Origin of the sequence: Nocardiopsis salina YIM 90010, from assembly GCF_000341025.1 — a bacterium.
GTDB lineage: Bacteria > Actinomycetota > Actinomycetes > Streptosporangiales > Streptosporangiaceae > Nocardiopsis > Nocardiopsis salina.
On the sequence record NZ_ANBF01000210.1, the window covers coordinates 1 to 15,024 of the forward strand.

Annotated in this window: 11 protein-coding genes and 4 pseudogenes (1 of these 15 only partly in view); 4 read left to right on the forward strand and 11 right to left on the reverse strand. The window is 71.7% G+C overall.

Annotated elements, in window-relative coordinates; genetic code table 11:
* Positions 1-747 (forward strand): ABC transporter ATP-binding protein (locus D474_RS0123745; protein ID WP_017615978.1); only part of this gene is annotated, 747 nt, incomplete at its 5' end.
* Between the two features lie 79 nt (positions 748-826).
* On the opposite strand, the gene D474_RS0123750 is transcribed toward D474_RS0123745, so the two are convergent.
* From D474_RS0123750 to D474_RS33965, 6 genes and pseudogenes are all read right to left on the reverse strand, one after another.
* A complete protein-coding gene (locus tag D474_RS0123750) occupies positions 827-1,777 on the reverse strand; it encodes an ABC transporter substrate-binding protein (protein ID WP_017615979.1) in 951 nt (316 codons plus the stop codon).
* 107 nt (positions 1,778-1,884) lie between these two features.
* Positions 1,885-2,286, reverse strand: a pseudogene (locus D474_RS31555) (SAM-dependent methyltransferase).
* Between the two features lie 152 nt (positions 2,287-2,438).
* The gene (locus tag D474_RS0123770) at positions 2,439-3,269 is read right to left on the reverse strand and encodes a hypothetical protein (RefSeq protein ID WP_017615983.1); all 831 of its coding nucleotides are present in this window, start codon (positions 3,267-3,269) and stop codon (positions 2,439-2,441) included.
* 69 nt (positions 3,270-3,338) lie between these two features.
* Complete coding sequence (locus tag D474_RS0123775) at positions 3,339-3,974, reverse strand: NADPH-dependent FMN reductase (RefSeq protein WP_017615984.1); 636 nt, start codon at positions 3,972-3,974, stop codon at positions 3,339-3,341.
* 115 nt (positions 3,975-4,089) lie between these two features.
* Complete coding sequence (locus D474_RS0123780) at positions 4,090-7,329, reverse strand: BTAD domain-containing putative transcriptional regulator (RefSeq protein WP_017615985.1); 3,240 nt, start codon at positions 7,327-7,329, stop codon at positions 4,090-4,092.
* 144 nt (positions 7,330-7,473) lie between these two features.
* Complete coding sequence (locus D474_RS33965; protein ID WP_275040811.1) at positions 7,474-7,605, reverse strand: hypothetical protein; 132 nt, start codon at positions 7,603-7,605, stop codon at positions 7,474-7,476.
* Between the two features lie 4 nt (positions 7,606-7,609).
* Between D474_RS33965 and D474_RS34370 the strand changes: the two are divergent.
* The 3 genes and pseudogenes from D474_RS34370 to D474_RS0123790 all read left to right on the forward strand — a co-directional run.
* A pseudogene (locus D474_RS34370) lies at positions 7,610-7,918 on the forward strand (MFS transporter); the annotation flags it as partial.
* A gap of 73 nt (positions 7,919-7,991) precedes the next feature.
* A pseudogene (locus tag D474_RS29860) lies at positions 7,992-9,008 on the forward strand (MFS transporter); the annotation flags it as partial.
* A gap of 25 nt (positions 9,009-9,033) precedes the next feature.
* Positions 9,034-9,912 carry an arylamine N-acetyltransferase family protein gene (locus D474_RS0123790; protein WP_017615989.1) on the forward strand — a complete coding sequence of 293 codons (879 nt, stop codon included), beginning with the start codon at positions 9,034-9,036 and terminating at the stop codon, positions 9,910-9,912.
* Positions 9,913-10,009: 97 nt separating this feature from the next.
* On the opposite strand, the gene D474_RS34140 is transcribed toward D474_RS0123790, so the two are convergent.
* The 5 genes and pseudogenes from D474_RS34140 to D474_RS0123810 form a co-directional block, all read right to left on the reverse strand.
* The gene (locus tag D474_RS34140) at positions 10,010-10,840 is read right to left on the reverse strand and encodes an IucA/IucC family protein (protein WP_338045301.1); all 831 of its coding nucleotides are present in this window, start codon (positions 10,838-10,840) and stop codon (positions 10,010-10,012) included.
* Positions 10,841-10,853: 13 nt separating this feature from the next.
* Positions 10,854-11,528 (reverse strand): annotated as a pseudogene (locus D474_RS34145) (IucA/IucC family protein); the annotation flags it as partial.
* 324 nt (positions 11,529-11,852) lie between these two features.
* Positions 11,853-12,467: a GNAT family N-acetyltransferase gene (locus tag D474_RS0123800; RefSeq protein ID WP_017615992.1), complete on the reverse strand. Its 615-nt coding sequence runs from the start codon at positions 12,465-12,467 to the stop codon at positions 11,853-11,855.
* The gene (locus D474_RS0123805; RefSeq protein WP_017615993.1) at positions 12,464-13,933 is read right to left on the reverse strand and encodes a lysine N(6)-hydroxylase/L-ornithine N(5)-oxygenase family protein; all 1,470 of its coding nucleotides are present in this window, start codon (positions 13,931-13,933) and stop codon (positions 12,464-12,466) included. The genes D474_RS0123800 and D474_RS0123805 overlap by 4 nt, the downstream gene beginning before the upstream one ends.
* On the reverse strand, positions 13,930-15,024 hold the 3' portion of the coding sequence (locus D474_RS0123810) for a pyridoxal phosphate-dependent decarboxylase family protein (RefSeq protein WP_017615994.1). 480 nt of this gene lie beyond the right edge of the window; 1,095 of the gene's 1,575 nt are visible here — the last part of the coding sequence; its start codon lies beyond the right edge, outside the window — the gene reads right to left on this strand; its stop codon occupies positions 13,930-13,932. Before D474_RS0123810 ends, D474_RS0123805 begins: the two co-directional genes overlap by 4 nt.

Below are 15,024 nucleotides of genomic sequence, written 5' to 3' on the forward strand. Positions count from 1 at the left end.
GTCATCTCCCGCGACCTCGAAGTGTCGATCCCCGACAATTCGTTCACGGTCATCGTCGGACCCAACGCCTGCGGCAAGTCCACCCTGCTGCGCGGTCTCTCGCGCACCCTCAAACCCGCCGGCGGGGAGGTGCACCTGGACGGCAAGGAGATCGATTCCTACCCGGCCAAGGAGGTCGCCCGCCGCCTGGGACTGCTGCCGCAGAGCTCCGTGGCGCCCGACGGGATCGGCGTTGCCGACCTGGTCTCGCGCGGGCGCTACCCCCACCAGGGGTTCCTGCGCCAGTGGTCGGCCGAGGACGAGGCCGTCGTCACCGACGCGATGGAGGCCACCGGGGTCACGGAACTGGCCGACCGCTCGGTGGACGAACTCTCCGGAGGGCAGCGGCAGCGGGTCTGGCTGGCGATGGTCCTGGCCCAGCAGACGCCCTTGCTGCTGCTGGACGAGCCCACCACCTATCTCGACATCGCCCACCAGATGGACGTGCTCGACCTGTGCGCCGACCTGCACCACAACCGCGGTCACACGCTCGTGGCGGTGCTGCACGACCTCAACCACGCCGCCCGGTACGCCACGAACCTGGTGGTGATGAAGGACGGCGCGATCGTCGCCCAGGGAGCTCCGGAGAGCGTCGTCACCGCGGAGCTGGTCGAGGAGGTCTTCGGGCTCCCGGTGCGCGTGGTGCCCGACCCCGAGACGGAGACCCCGATGATCGTCCCGGTCGACCGGCGGCCCCAGCGCGCCTGAACGGGCGGGGCGGACGGCCGCGGGGACCCGGTGGTCCCGGGCTCCGGAGTAGCCGCCCCCTTCCGGCCCGGGGCGCCGGTCAGGCCAGGAAGCCGCGCACGTCCGCGATGATGTGGCCGGCGCCGACGACGCCGATCCCCGAGATCCACGTGCGGTCGTCCACCCCGTACGCGTTGCCCTCGGCGACCGCGGGAACCCCGGACAACAGCTCGTCGTCCAGGTCGGTGTCGTCGGTGACGAAGACGACGTCGGCGTCGATGCGGTCGAGGTTCTCGAAACTCAGCTCGGCCATGTCGTTGTCGTCCCAGTCCATGTCCGGGACACTGAAGCCCATCTCGCGCAGCAGGGATCCGGAGAAGGTGTCGGGCCCGTGCAGGCGCACCCCGTTGTCCACGTGTCGGAGCACGTGCACGGTGGTGCCCTCGGCGCCCACCTCCTGCCCCGCATCGGCGGCCTCGGCGAGGAGGGAACCCAGGACCTCCTCGGCGCGGTCGTCCTGGCCCAGGGCACGCCCGATGGCCAGGACGTTGTCCTGCCAACCGATGGCGGGTTCGGCGACGAAGAAGGTCGCGGCCATCGCGGAGAGCTGCTCGTGCAGGTCCTCGTGGCGCAGCTCCGTGCCCAGGATCAGGTCCGGTTCCAGCGCGCCGATCGCCTCGATGTTGGGCTCGGCGATGTTGCCGACGGTCTCCACGCCCTCGACACCCTCACCCAGGTAGGCCGGCAGGGTGCTGACGGAACCGGCCTCGGCCGCGCCCACGAGCGGGGCACCCAGGGCGACGCAGGTGTCGATGACCAGGCTGTCCAGGGCCACGATCCGTTCGGCCCGCTCGGGGACCTCGACCTCGCCCGTCGCGTCCTCGAGCGTGCGGCCGCCCTCCTGCTCCTCGGGAGAGCCCGTCCCGGGACCGCACGCGGTCAGCGCGAGCACGGTGGCGCCGGCGAACCCGAACCCGCGGCGGGGCCTGCGCGCGTCGGCGGTCGGACGCAGGGCCGATGCCGGGTCAGGGGCGGCCGTTGGGGTCACCATGGGTGGATACCTCCTGAAGTTAGGTGAGCCATACCTTAACAAGAGGTGTTCGGGGTGCCCCCTCCCGGGTGTTCTGTGTACCGCGAGGACGCGGACCGGGGCGCACGTCAGGGTTTGTATGCGACGACGCCGAACTCGTCGATGGCTTCGGGGGCGCCCACCTGCGAGGCGTCCGGGCGCCACAGGGGGAGGGGCACCAGGCCCGGTTCCACCGGTTCCAGCCCCTCGAAGAAGCGCTCGATCTGCTCCGGCGTGCGCAGGGTGATCGGGGTGGAAGCCGCCTCGTTCCACTACCGGACCGCCTCCCGCATCGCCGGCCCGGTGACCACGTCGGTGGAATGGGTGAGGACCGTGTAGCTGCCCGGGGCGAGAGCCGTCATGAGGTCCCGCACGATCGTGTACACCTCGTCGTCGGGCAGGTGGAAGAGCCCCCAGGTCAGACCCACCGGACGCGACAGGTCGAGGGTGAGCGAGACCTCTCGCAGGACCGCGATCGCGCGGGTGCTCACGGAGGAACGCGACCGGGGGTGCCGTCGTGGTGGCCACCCACTCCGGTGACGAGGCGCGCGGGGCGGACCGGGTGCTGCGCCTGCACGACGGGCTCCTCACCGAGACACCCGTCACCTGACCCCGCGGGGTCGGGCGACGGGGCGCAGGTTTCTCAGGCCTCGTGCGGGTCCTGCCCGAAGGCCTCCGCGAACGTGGGGTGGTGCAGTCCCACGGCCACGGTGTCCTCCTCCATCTCGAAGACCGCCGACACCCCGGCCGGCATGTACAGCATCTGGCCGGGCCCCACCCGGAACGACCGGTCCCCGCTGCGCACGGTGAACGAACCCTGCGTCACGGCGGCGACCTCGTCGTAGGGGAAGGACAGTTCGTGGACCCCGCCCCGGGCAAACTTCGAGTAGGCCATGCCCATGGGGAAGCCCTCGGCCCGGTCGGCCAGGTAACCCACTCGGGACAGCGGCTCCTCCTCCACCGTCGACCAGGAACGCACGTCACCCGGGCCGAACACCTGCATGCGAGTGGGGTCGAAAGCGCCCCCGCCCCACTCCCGGCCGCGCGGGGTCACCTCACCGTTGGACGGCTCCCGCCCGTCGTCGGTCTCCGCCTTGTACTCGCGCAACGTCATCCCGAAGGCTCGGGCGAACGTGGGGAAGTGGACACAGATCATCTCCATGTCCTCGTCGATCTCGAAGGTCCCGGCCACCCCCGCGGGCTGGGTGAGGATCTCCCCCTCCCGCGCGGTGACCACCTCTCCGCCGGTGCGCACCGTCAGGGACCCGCGCGTGACCACACTGACCTCGTCGTAGGGCCAGGCGAAGTCGAAGCTCACCCCCGCACGGAACCGGACGAAGGCAAGCCCCATCCGGGAGCCCTCCTCCTCGTCGGCGATGTAGCCCACGTGAGCGCCGGATTCCTGGTCCTCCCAGGTCCACAACCCCACGTCGTCCATGCTGTAGGCGGCCACGGCCCTCGGTTCGAAACCCATCTCACTCCACCTCTTCCATTGCTGGGCGGACCGGTGCCCACCCGCTCGTGTACGGAGCCCTCGGGAACCTCACTGCCCGTCCTCCACCGGGAAGGGGGACTCGGCGCGCGCACGCCGCAGCGCCCGGGCCCACCACAGGAGCTGGTCGGTGAAGACGTCGGCCGCCGGGGCCACGGCCTCGGTGTCGACCAGTCGGCCGTCGTGGTCGAAGACCTCCCAGAAGTTCGGGAACAGCACCGCCTCACGCGGGGAGACCGTGTTGAACTCGGCGAAGACCGCGCGCAGGTGCTCCACCGCTTGGACCCCGCCGGTCATGCCGCCGTAGGAGACGAACCCCACGGGCTTGGCCGCCCACTCCTCGTGGAACCAGTCGACGACGCTCTTCAGCGAGGCCGGGTAACTGCGGTTGTAGACCGGGGTCACCACCACGAAGGCGTCGGCCTGCTGCAACCGCTCACCCAGCGCCTTGACCGGTTCGGGGAGCGGCTCGTCCGGGTCGTTCCCGCCGAGTACCGGCATCTCGTACTCGGCCAGGTCGATCAGGTCGGTGTCGAGGTCCGGGCGGGATCGAAGCCGCCCGGTGATCCAACGGGCCGGAACCGGTCCGAAGCGGTCCTTGCGGGTGCTGCCGATGATGACGGCCACCCGCAGGGGAGGAGGGGTGTCGTGGCCGGGGGCGTGCGCGGCACGTGTCGTGTCGGACATCGTCGTGCGGTCCCTTCGGAACGTCGTTTCCTTCTGACGCTTCCGACACTCGCCCCGCAGGGTTCCGGAAAGGCTCCCCCGACGTTCCGGCGGCCCCTCGGGCCCCGGAACTGCGTCAGCCCGCCAGGGGCCGGGCCAGCACGTCCGCGGCCTCCATGCCGCGGCCCCGTTCCAGCGCTTCCCCGAAGGGCCCCTCGCCGAGCTGATCCGCGACCAGAGCCCGCACACGCTCCAGGTCCGCCCGTTCCAACACGTTGGGTGCAGTGCCCGCGCGCACGCCCGCGGCCGTGCCCAGCGCCTCGGCCGCACCCACCGGGTCGCCGCCGAGCGCCCCGGTTCCGGCCCACAGCTCCAGGGCCCGGGCCAGGACCGGCGCGGCGTCCGTGGCAGGCACCAACGGGCGCAGGCCGCGCAGAGCCGCCGCGGCACGCTCGGGTTCCCCTTCGGCCAGAGCCAGGAAACCCTCCTCCAGGCCGGTGAGGGGGCCTGCTCCGGACGTCGCGGCCGCAGCGGTCCAGCGGTCCAGGCACCGGCGGGCGCGGGCTGTGTCCCCGTACCAGCGCGCCGCCATGGCCTCGGCCAGGTCGGCATAGCCCAGGCAGTAGGTGTCCACGAGCCCGTGCGCCTGTTCCCTGGCCCGCTGCAACAGGTCGGCGGCCCCGGTCTCCTCACCGTCACGGAGCATGCAAACGGCCAGACTCACCCGCCACCAGCACACCTCCGTCGGCAGGCCCAGGTCCTCGCAGAGCGCCAGCGCTCGCTCGGCCACCGTCCGCGCCCGGCCGTACCTGCCCAGCACTTCGGCCTCGAGGTGCTCCACGGACAGACTCTGGGCCACGCCCCAGTCGTCGCCCAGCCCTTCGAGGACCTCCCTGGCCGAGCGGCCGTCGGGCAGCCCTTCGGGCAGGGTGCCGCGCACCGACAGCCGCATCCAGTCGCGGTAGCAGACCGCGACCGCCGCGGGCCAGTCCCTGCCGTGCTCGGCCAACGTGCCGATCGCCTCCGACAGGTGGCGCTCGCCGGCCCCCTCGAGCCCCGCGGTGAGGAGGTTCAGGCCGGCGAACCACTGGACCTCGGCGCGCTCCACCCGCGCCCGGGTCCCGAAGAGCGACAGCGCCCGGTCGACCTGCTCTTCCGCCTGTTCGCGGTGTTCGTGCACCCCCAGCGCCACGGCCAGGGCGTTGGCGCGGGCGTAACGGTCACCGCGCGGGCCGGTCAGCGCGACCGAGGCCGCCAGGTCCTCGCGCACGTGCGCCATGCGCCCGGTGATCCACTGGTGCCAGAACGTTCCCAGCGTCAGCTCGACCGCGTGGGCGCCGTCCCCGTCGGACAGCGCCGTGTCCAGGGCCTGCGGCAGGTTCACGTGCTCGGTGTCCATCCGGCACAGCCACGCGATCTGGTCGGGGCCGCGCAGGCCGGCATCGGCCCGCCGGGTCAGATCCGCGTAGTGGAGCAGGTGGCGCCGCTCGGTCTCCTCGAGCTCACCCGCCTCGGTGAGTTTTTCGGCCGCGTAGATCCGGATGGAATCCAGCAGGCCGAACCGCCGCTCGCGACCCACGGGCGCCGAGGTCACCAGGCTCCGGTCGACCAACCCGGTCAGCACGTCCACGACCGCGGAGGCCGGAACCCCCTCGTCCCCGGCACCGTCGGGGTCGGCACACACCGCCTCCGCGGCGTCCAGGGAACAGTCGCCCCGGAACACCGCCAGCCGCCGCAGGACCCTGTGCTCGGCGCCGTCCAGCAGGCGCCAGCTCCAGTCGATCATCGACCTGAGCGTCTGCTGGCGGCGCGGGACCCGGCCGCCCGGGCGGGAGAGCAGGTTGAGCCGGTGGTCCAACCGGTCCGACAACTCGTGCACCGACAGGGCACGAACCCGGTTGGCGGCCAGCTCCATCGCCAGCGGCAGACCGTCCAGGGCACGACAGATGCGCTCCACCACCGGTTCGGTCTCCGCGTCCAGGACGAAACCCGGGTCCACGGCGCGCGCACGCTCGGTGAAGAACTGCACGGCCGGGCCGGGGCCGCCCTCGGCGGTGACGGTGAGCGGCCGCACGTCGTACCGCTGCTCGTCCGGAAGGTTCAACGGTTCCCGGCCGGTGGCGAGCACCCGCGCCCCCGCCACGCTGCCCAGGAGCTCCCCGACGAAGGCCGCGGCCTCCTCGACCACGTGCTCGCAGTTGTCCAGCACCAGCAGGGAGGGGCGCTCACCCAGCGCGTCCCCGAGGCGGTGCAGGCAGTCGTCGGGCACCGTGCGCACCGGGAGCCCGATCGCGGCCGCGACCAGATCGGTCACCCGGTAGGCCACCTCCCACGGCTCGGCCCCGGCCGCGGCCCCCGGGGAGGGCGACAGCGCCGCCAGGTCCACGAACCACACGCCCCTGGGGAAGTGCTCCCGCCACGCGTGCGCCACGTGCACCGCCAGCCGGGTCTTGCCGACCCCGCCGATGCCCGTCAGCGTCAGCAGCCGCCCCTGGTTCAGGTGACAGCCGACCTCGTGGGCCTCCTCCTCACGGCCGATGATCGGCGCGATCTCGGAGGGCAGTCTGCCCCGGGCGCTCTGCTCGGGTTCCTGGGCGGTGCGCTCACCGGCCTCGGGGGCGGCGGCCAGTTCAGGGTCCTGCCGCAGGATCCGTTCGTGGAGCGTGCGCAGCGGCGGGCCCCGGGNGTCGGCCCCGAGCTCCTCGGCCAGGCGTTCGCGCAACGACTCGAACAGCACCAGTGCGTCCCGCTGCCGGCCCGTCCGGTACAGGGCCGACATCAACGCAGCGGTGAGCCGCTCCCGGGTGGGGTGCTCCTCGGCCGGTGCGGTCGCCAGCTCCACCGCCGCCTCGGGCTCACCCGCCTCCGCCAGGGCCTCGGCCCGTTCCTCGAGCGCGCCCAACCGTGCGTCCTCCAGGGCGGCCAGGACGGGGGAGAGCCAGAGCTCGTCGGCCACGTCCGCGTACGCGTCACCCCGCCACAGGGCCAACGCCCCGCCCAACAGGTCGGCACGCTCGCGCGCCGATCCCGCGGCGCGGGCGCGTTCCACCCGCTCCCGGAACCGTTCGGCGTCCACCGCCCCGGCCGGAAGGTCCAACCGGTAACCCGCCGGGGTGTGCACCAACAGGTCGCGGCCGCCCTCATCGGCCAGGTCCAGGGCGGCACGGAGCTGGGACAGCTTGGCCCGGAGCACACGCGTGGGGTGTGCGGCACGGCCGTCGCCCCACACCTGCTCGACCAAGGTGTCGGCGGGCACCGCCTCACCCTCCCCGGAGACGAGGAGGGCCAACAGCAGACGGACCTTGCGCTCGGGCACGGGCACGGGCTCACCGGCATCGGTACTCAGACGCACCGGCCCCAACACGTCAACGCGCATGGCCTCATCGTCGCACGGCACCGACCGGGGGTGTCCACGGCGATCCCGGACACCGGAAGCGGTGCGTGCGGGCGGGTTCCGGTCCTGGCGCCGGTCACCGGAACCCCGGGGGAGCCCTTCCGGAACCCGCACCGGCCACGGTCACTACATGGACCGCGGACGACGAGCCGGAAGGGAAACCGCGACCATGCACACCGCGCACACCACCGAACGGGCCGGCCCCTGGGCCTGGGCGGGGTTGGCCGCCATGTCCCTGCCGATCTTCATGCTGGCCACCGACATGACGGTGCTCTTCCTGGCCCTGCCCTCGCTCAGTGCCGACCTGGCACCCACCGGCGCCCAACAGCTGTGGATCCTGCACATCGGTGAGTTCCTCTCGGCCGCCGGCGTCATCACGTTCGGGCTCCTGACCAACCGCCTGGGCCACCGCCGGCTCCTGCTGGCCGCCGTCGTCGTCTACGGGGTGGCCTCGCTCCTGGCCGCCTTCGCCGCCACCGCCGAGATCCTGATCCTCGCGCGGGCTCTCCTGGGCATCGCCGGCGCCGCCTTCACCCCTGCGGGGCTCGCGCTTCTGCGCATGATGTTCCGCTCCACACGCGAATTCTCCATCGCCTTCGCCGTCTTCATGACGGCCTTCACCGGCGGGGNTCGAGCACTTCTGGTGGGGTTCGGTCTTCCTGGTCAACGTGCCGGCGGTCCTCGTGCTCCTGCTGGCCGGCCCGGTCCTGCTCCCGCGCGACCGCCCGGACCCGTCGGTGCGCGTGGACCTGGTCAGTGTCGCACTCTCCGTCGCGATGGTCATGGCCCTGGTTTTCGGCCTGCAGGAGACCGCCGACAGCGGTTTTGCGCCCCTGCCCGCGCTCTCGACCCTGACCGGTGTCGTACTGGTCCTGTTCTTCCTGCGCCGGCAGGCACGCAGCGCACACCCCCTGGTGCCGCTGAGCCTGTTCACCCCGAAGGTGTTCCGGGTGCTCGTGGTCGTGCTCTTCGCCGCCTCGCTGGGGATGGGGGCGACCGACATGTTCGTCACCCAACTCCTGCAGGTGGTCGTGGGGATGAGCGCCCTGCAGGTGGGCCTGCTCATGCTCGGTCCCGCCGTCGGCGGAATCCTGGGCACCCTCCTGACCCCGCTCGTGCAGCGCTTCGTCAGCCCCGCACCCGCCCTCGCCGGCACGCTCGTCCTCATGGGGCTCAGCTCGCTGGCGGCCCTGGCGCCGCTGGGGATGCACGACCCCGTCGGCCTGATCGCGGCCATCACGGTCATGACGGTGTCCGGGTCGGTCTTCATGACCACGGCCTCACAGCTGCTCATCACCTCCGCACCCGAGGAGCACACAGGATCGGCCACCGCGGTCCAGGACGTCTTCGCCGGGCTCGGCAACGCCGCCGGGATGGCCTTCGTCGGCAGCCTCGGCATCGCCGTCTACCGGGCCGTGCTGGAGACCGGCGCGCCCGCCGGTCTCGACCCAGCCGACACCCAATCGGCCCAGGGGAGCGTCGGTGCCGCCGAGGCCGTCGCCGAGAGCCTCGGCGGGGAGGCGGGCCAGGCCCTCATGGAGGCGGTGCGCCCGGCCTTCACCCTCGCCACCCAGACCACCTTCGTGGCCGCCGGGCTCATCGGGGCGGCCCTCGCCCTCGTCGTGGCGCTGCGCCTGCGGGGCACCGAGTACACGCACTGATCACACCCACGGAAAGGAACCCGTCATGACGTACGAGTACCGCTGGAGCACCGCGGGCCTGGACCTGCAGGCCTACCTGGACCGTCTGGGGGTGGACGCGTCCACCCCCGACCGCGCGACCCTCGACCGTCTGCACGAGGCCCACGTCCGCGCCTTCAGCTTCGACAACATCGATGTGCTGTTGGGGGAGGGGCCGCGCGTCGACCTGGCCTCTGTGGGCCACAAGTTCCTCGACCAGGGGCGCGGCGGGTACTGCTTCGAGCACGGCACCCTGCTCGCCGCCGCCCTGGAACGCCTCGGCTACGACGTGCGGCGCCGATTGGGGAGGGTCGGGGACCCCGACGAGGCGCCGCGGGCCCACATGGTCGTCGAGGTCCTGCTGGACGGGCGGCGGCTGCTGGCCGACCCGGGATACGGATCCGGGCTGCTGCGGACGATCGAACTGCGGGACGGCGCGCAGGACACCTACGCCGGCACGACCCACCGCGTGCAGCGCGTCGTCGAGGAGGGCACGGTCTCCTGGGAACTGCAGCGATGGACACGCGGGACCTGGGAACGCCAGCACACCACCGACGAACTCCCCGTACGCCCCTCCGACGTGGACATGGGGAACCACTACGTGAGCGCCCACCCCGACTCGTCGTTCCGGTCCATGCTGATCGTGGCCCGACACCTCGAGGACGGCAGCCACGCGACCCTGACCCACGAGACCGTCACTGTGAGGCGGCCGGGCAGTGAGACCGTCAAACGGGATCTGGAGGAGGGCGAACTGGGTGCGTGGCTGGATCGCCTCGGTGTGCCCCGGGACCGGCACGAGCGGCTGCACGGGGCCGTCACCGCGCTGTCCTCCCCGCGGAAGGCCCCGGAGACCGGGCAGGACACCGGGGAGGCGGTGCCGGGCTGAACCGCCGGACACGAAGAACGGCCCCGTGGGGACCTGAACCACCCCCCACGGGGCCGCGACCCGGGCCCGTCGCCGTTGACGGGCCCTCCCAGCGCGCCTACCGGGACACGTCACCCGGACGGAACCGGGCGAGCGGGTTCTCCAGGGTGCCGGCCAGCTGCAGGGCCCCGGCCGGGTCCTGCAGGTCCACCATCTGCTTGTTGTTGCGCAGCTGCAGGCGGTTCAGGCACGACAACGCGAACTCGTCCACGAACAGTGAATCGCGCTCGAACTTGTCCGCCAACTGCGGCACGGACGCCTGGTAGTCGGTCACGCACGCCGCCACGGTCGCCCAGAACTCCTGCTCGCTCACCAGCCCCTCGTCGGCGAGGATCGCGTTGAGGAACCGCAGGAAGCAGTCGAAGACGTCCGTGAACAGCGACAGCAACCGCATGTCCTCGGGCACCTCCGCCCGGATGCGCTCCACCGCCTCCGGCAGCTCGGCGTCCTCGCTCATCACCGCGATCTCCTCCGCGATGTCCTTGAGCAGAACCCGCTGGGGCACGCCGTCGCGCAGCACCAGGACGACGTTCTCGCCGTGCGGCATGAACACCAGGTCGTGCGCGTAGTAGGAGTGCAGCAGCGGCACCAGGTAAGCGTCCAGGTACTTGCGCAGCCACTCGGCCGGCTCCAGGCCCGACTCCGCGATGAACTCGGCCGCGAGCGGGCGGCCCTCGGCGTCGGTGTGCAGCAGCGACGCCATCGTCGCCAAGCGCTCACCCGACGCCAGACGCGGCACCGGGCTCTCGCGCCAGAGCCCGGCCAGCATCTTCAGGTACGGCGACCCCTTCGTCGCGGCCCGCGCGTAATGGTCGGTGCGGTAACCGACGGCGGCCCGCTCCCGCAGGATCCCCACCTCGGTCGAGGCCAGGATCGGGTCGCCGGCCACCAGCTCGGTCAGCCAGTCGTTGATGGCGGGGGGGGGCNTCCATGTACTCCGACGACAACCCGCGCAGGAAACCCATGTTCAGCACCGACAGCGCCGTCTTGACGTAGTGGCGTTCGGGCGCGGAGACGTTGAAGAAGGTGCGGATCGACTGCTGGGCCCGGTACTCGTCCGGGGAGTGGCCCAGACACACCAGGTCGCGGCGGGCCACGTCCGCGGCGAAGGTGACCGAGATCCGGTTCCACCACTGCCAGGGGTGAACCGGGATCAGGTGGTAGTCGGCCGGGTCCAAGCCCAGATCCCGCAGCTGCGAGTCGAAGGACTCCAGCACCTGCGGTCCCAGCTCGCCGGCCAGCAGCCGCTCGCGGTCCACGTCCTCCGAGCACGTGAAGGTCGTCAGCGCGCGCCGCGCCGCCACCCAGACCAGGCGCACGGGAGCGGCGGCCTCGGGCGCGAACGCCTGGTACTCGCCGGCGCCGAAGCCCAGGCGCCCGTTGTTGGCCACGAAGCAGGGGTGCCCCTCGGTCATCCCGGCCTCGATCGCCTGGAACCCGGCACGTGCCAGCTCGGACGAGCCGAGCTGCCTTTCGGACATGCGGTAAACACTCCCGGCCAGGGTGCTGGTGATCTCCTCCAGGTAGACCGGCAGTACCTCGTCGCTGAGGCCGAGCGCGTCCCGCAGGTCGAGCATGAGGTCGAGGGCGTCCACCGTGAGCGCGTCGCCGTCGCGGCCGACCCGCTCGATGCTGTCTGCGTCGACGACCCAGTGGTCCAGCGCCCGGACCCGGGCCGTGAACCGGTACTCGATACCGCCGTCGTCGCTGGTGACCGTGTACCGGCCCTCACCGGCGGGGGGCGGGNTTACGCACCAGCAGGCGGTTCGCACGGGCCCACAGCTCGGGGTCCAGGTGCGCCGTCGCGTCCTGCGGCGCGGCGCCGTAGGGGCCGACCGCGGCAGTGCGCGGGTCGTCCGCGCCCAGGCCGGAGGCGTTCTGGTCGTCGTGGGTGCTGATGCTCATCGCCGCTCCCCTCCCGTGGTCGTATCGGTCGCTGCGGCCTCCGCGAACTGCTCTCGGCTGCAGAAGCTGAGGTAGGCGTCCTTGTCCATCTCGCCCAGGAACACCGTGCGGTCGACACGGAAGCCCATGGCCGCGTTCAGCTCGTGCACCGGCCCGTTGCGCACGTCCGGTTCCACCACGACCCGGTCCGTGGCGGGGTCGGCGAAGGCCAGTTCCATGACCGTGGTGATTACCGAGCGCGTGAACCCGGAGACCGGTGTGTCGGTCGGTGCGACCAGGAAGTGCATGCCCACGTCGCCCCGGCGCACCGTGTAGGCGTCCTTCAGCTCGGAGCGGGCGGGATCGTACAACTCCGCGAGGAACCGGGGCTCGCCCTCCCACTCACCGATGTAGGCGTGCTCGTGCTCGGAGTCGGCGGTGGCCCGGAACATCCGGTCGACGTCCTCCTCACTCGCCCCGGTCATCAGCCAGAACGAGGATTTGGGGTCGGTCAGCCACCGGTGCAGCATCGGGACGTCGGTGTCGGGGTCGACGGGGCGCACGGTGAACCGGCCCAGGTGGGGGTCCTCCCTGGTGAACACCGTGGCGCCGTCGTGCGTGGTCTCGCTCATCGGTTCGAGGCCTCCAGAGGGGTGTCGCCGGCGGCGGGCAGCGGGGTGAGGTCCTCGCCCTCCCAGGTCCCGGCGCCGGAGCTGTCGGGGGCACCGAACTCCTGGAAGGCGATGGAACGCTCCACCGCGTACGGCTCGCGGCCGAGCATCCCGCGCAGGATGCAGGAGTTCCGGTAGGCACCCATGCCCAGGTCGGGGGAGACGAAGCCGTGCGTGTGCAGTTCCGCGTTCTGCACGTAGACCGCACCGGCCCCGCCGTCGCCCGCGCCCTCGGCGGACGGGCCGCCCTCGTGCGCGGCCAGGTCCACCCGGTAGTCGCGGCGCACCGCGAACCGTCCCGGCCCGTCCCAGGCCAGGCGGTCGGCGATCGGCTCGAGGAAATCGGGGACCTGGTACCGGTAGCCGGTGGCGAGCACGAGGCCCTCGGTCCGCAGGGCGAAGTCGCGCTCCTGGTCGGAGTTGCGCAGCTCCAGCCGGTAGCCCTGCTCGTCGTGGCCCACACCGGTGACCTCGGTGTTGGTCATCAGGCGCACACGCGGGGCGGCGGCCCGGCTCTTCTGGTACAGCAGGTCGTAGATCGCATCGATGACGTCGGAGTCGATGCCCTTGTAGAGGTTCTTCTGGGAGGCGATCAGCTCCTCGCGCTTGTGCTCGGGCAGCGAGTAGAAGTGGTCGGCGTACTCCGGCGAGGTCATCTCCAGCGTGAGTTTGGTGTACTCCAGCGGGAAGAACCGCGGCGAACGGGTGACCCAGTTGAGCCGGTAGCCGTGGGTGTCGGCCTCCTGCAGCAGGTCGTGGAAGATCTCCGCGGCGCTCTGACCGCTGCCCACGACCGTGATGCTGTCCTTCTTCTGCAGGTCCTGTTTGGCGTACAGGTACCCGGAGCTGTGCACCGCGTCGCCCGGCAGGTCGCGGCAGGCCGGCGGCACGTACGGCGGTGTTCCGGTACCCAGGACCAGGCGGCGGGCCAGGTCCTCGTGCGTGCGCCCCGTGGCCGTCTCCGTACTGCGCACGGTGTAGAGCGCGCGCTCGTCGTCGAACTCCACAGCCTCGACCCGCCGACCGAACCGCACCTTGTCGCCGAGCCCGCGCGAGACCCAGCGGCAGTAGTCGTTGAACTCCGCGCGCAGTGGGTAGAAGCGCTCGCGGATGTAGAAGGGGTACAGCCGCCCGTTCTGCTTGAGGAAGTTCAGGAACGAGAACGGCGAGGTGGGGTCGGCCAGGGTGACCAGGTCCGACATGAACGGGGTCTGGAGTTCGGCGTCCTCCAGCATCATGCCGCTGTGCCAGTCGAACTCGGGCTTCTGGTCGAGGAACAGCCCGTCGAGCTCGGCGACGGGTTCGCTCAGGGCACCCAGGCCCAGATTGAAGGGGCCCACACCGATCGCGGCGAAGTCGTACACCTTCTGCGCGGTGTCGGCGGGCCCGGGGTGCTCGGCTGCGGGGGTGCGGGGGCTGTCACTCACTTGGCACTCCCGTTGGTCGTGGTGGAGGTCGGTTCGGCGTCGGCGGCCGACAGGGTGTCGGGGGCAGGGGCGCCGTGCTCGGCGACGAACCGCTCCGCGTGTCCGGCGAGCAGGTCGAGCACCTCGCCGATGTCGTCCACGGTGGCCTTGGGGTTGAGCAGGGTGAACTTCAGATACGGGCGCCCGTCGACGGTCGTGCGCGCCACGAAGGCCGCACCGGAGTCCAGCAGCGCCTCGCGCGCATAGCGGTTGGCGGCGTCAGCGAGGTCCTCGTCGACCCCGGGCAGCGCGCACCGGAACACCAGCGTGCTCAGCGTCGGGCGGGTCACGACCGAGAAGCGCTCGTCCTGGTCGAGCAGCTGCCAGCCCTGCACCGCGAGATCGAGCACCCCGTCGAAGAGTTCGCCGATGCCCTCGGCACCCATCACACGCAGGGTCAGCCAGAGCTTGAGGGCGTCGAAACGGCGTGTGGTCTGCAGGCTCTTGTCGACCTGGTTGGGCGACAGGATCGGGGTGCTGCCGTCCGATCGGGAGTTCAGGTAGTCCGCGTGGTAGGTGACGTGGCGCAGAGTCACACCGTCGCGTACGAGGACCGCGCTGGAGCTGACCGGCTGGAAGAACGACTTGTGGAAATCGACGGTCACTGAGTCGGCGCGCTCGATCGCGCTGAGCAGGTGGCGGTGGCGCGAGACCAGCAGGCCGCACCCGTAGGCCGCGTCCACGTGCATCCACACACCGCTGCGCGAACACAGGTCGGCGATCTGCGGCAGGGGGTCGAGGCTGCCGAAGTCGGTGGTGCCTGCGGTGGCGACCACGGCGATGGGGAGGAGGCCCTCGGCCCGGCAGCGCTTGAGCTCGGCGGCGAGGGCGTCAGGGCGCATACGGCGGCGGTCGTCGCAGGCCACGGAGACGACGGACTCGTAACCCAGGCCCAGGAGTGCGGCCGACTTGGCGACGCTGAAATGGCCGACCTCCGAGGCCAGGACACGCATCCGGGGGATGAGGTCGGCCAGGCGGGTGTCGGGGGCCTCGCGCTCGTGCGCCTCGTTGCGGGCGAGCAGCAGGGCCTGGAGGTTGGACTGGCTCCCCCC

Coding starts and splice junctions, on each gene's coding strand:
- D474_RS0123790 (WP_017615989.1), top strand. CDS start 9,034: ATGACGTACGAGTACCGCTGGAGCACCGCGGGCCTGGACCTGCAGGCC.
- D474_RS0123770 (WP_017615983.1), bottom strand. CDS start 3,269: ATGGGTTTCGAACCGAGGGCCGTGGCCGCCTACAGCATGGACGACGTG.
- D474_RS0123775 (WP_017615984.1), bottom strand. CDS start 3,974: ATGTCCGACACGACACGTGCCGCGCACGCCCCCGGCCACGACACCCCT.
- D474_RS0123800 (WP_017615992.1), bottom strand. CDS start 12,467: ATGAGCGAGACCACGCACGACGGCGCCACGGTGTTCACCAGGGAGGAC.
- D474_RS0123750 (WP_017615979.1), bottom strand. CDS start 1,777: ATGGTGACCCCAACGGCCGCCCCTGACCCGGCATCGGCCCTGCGTCCG.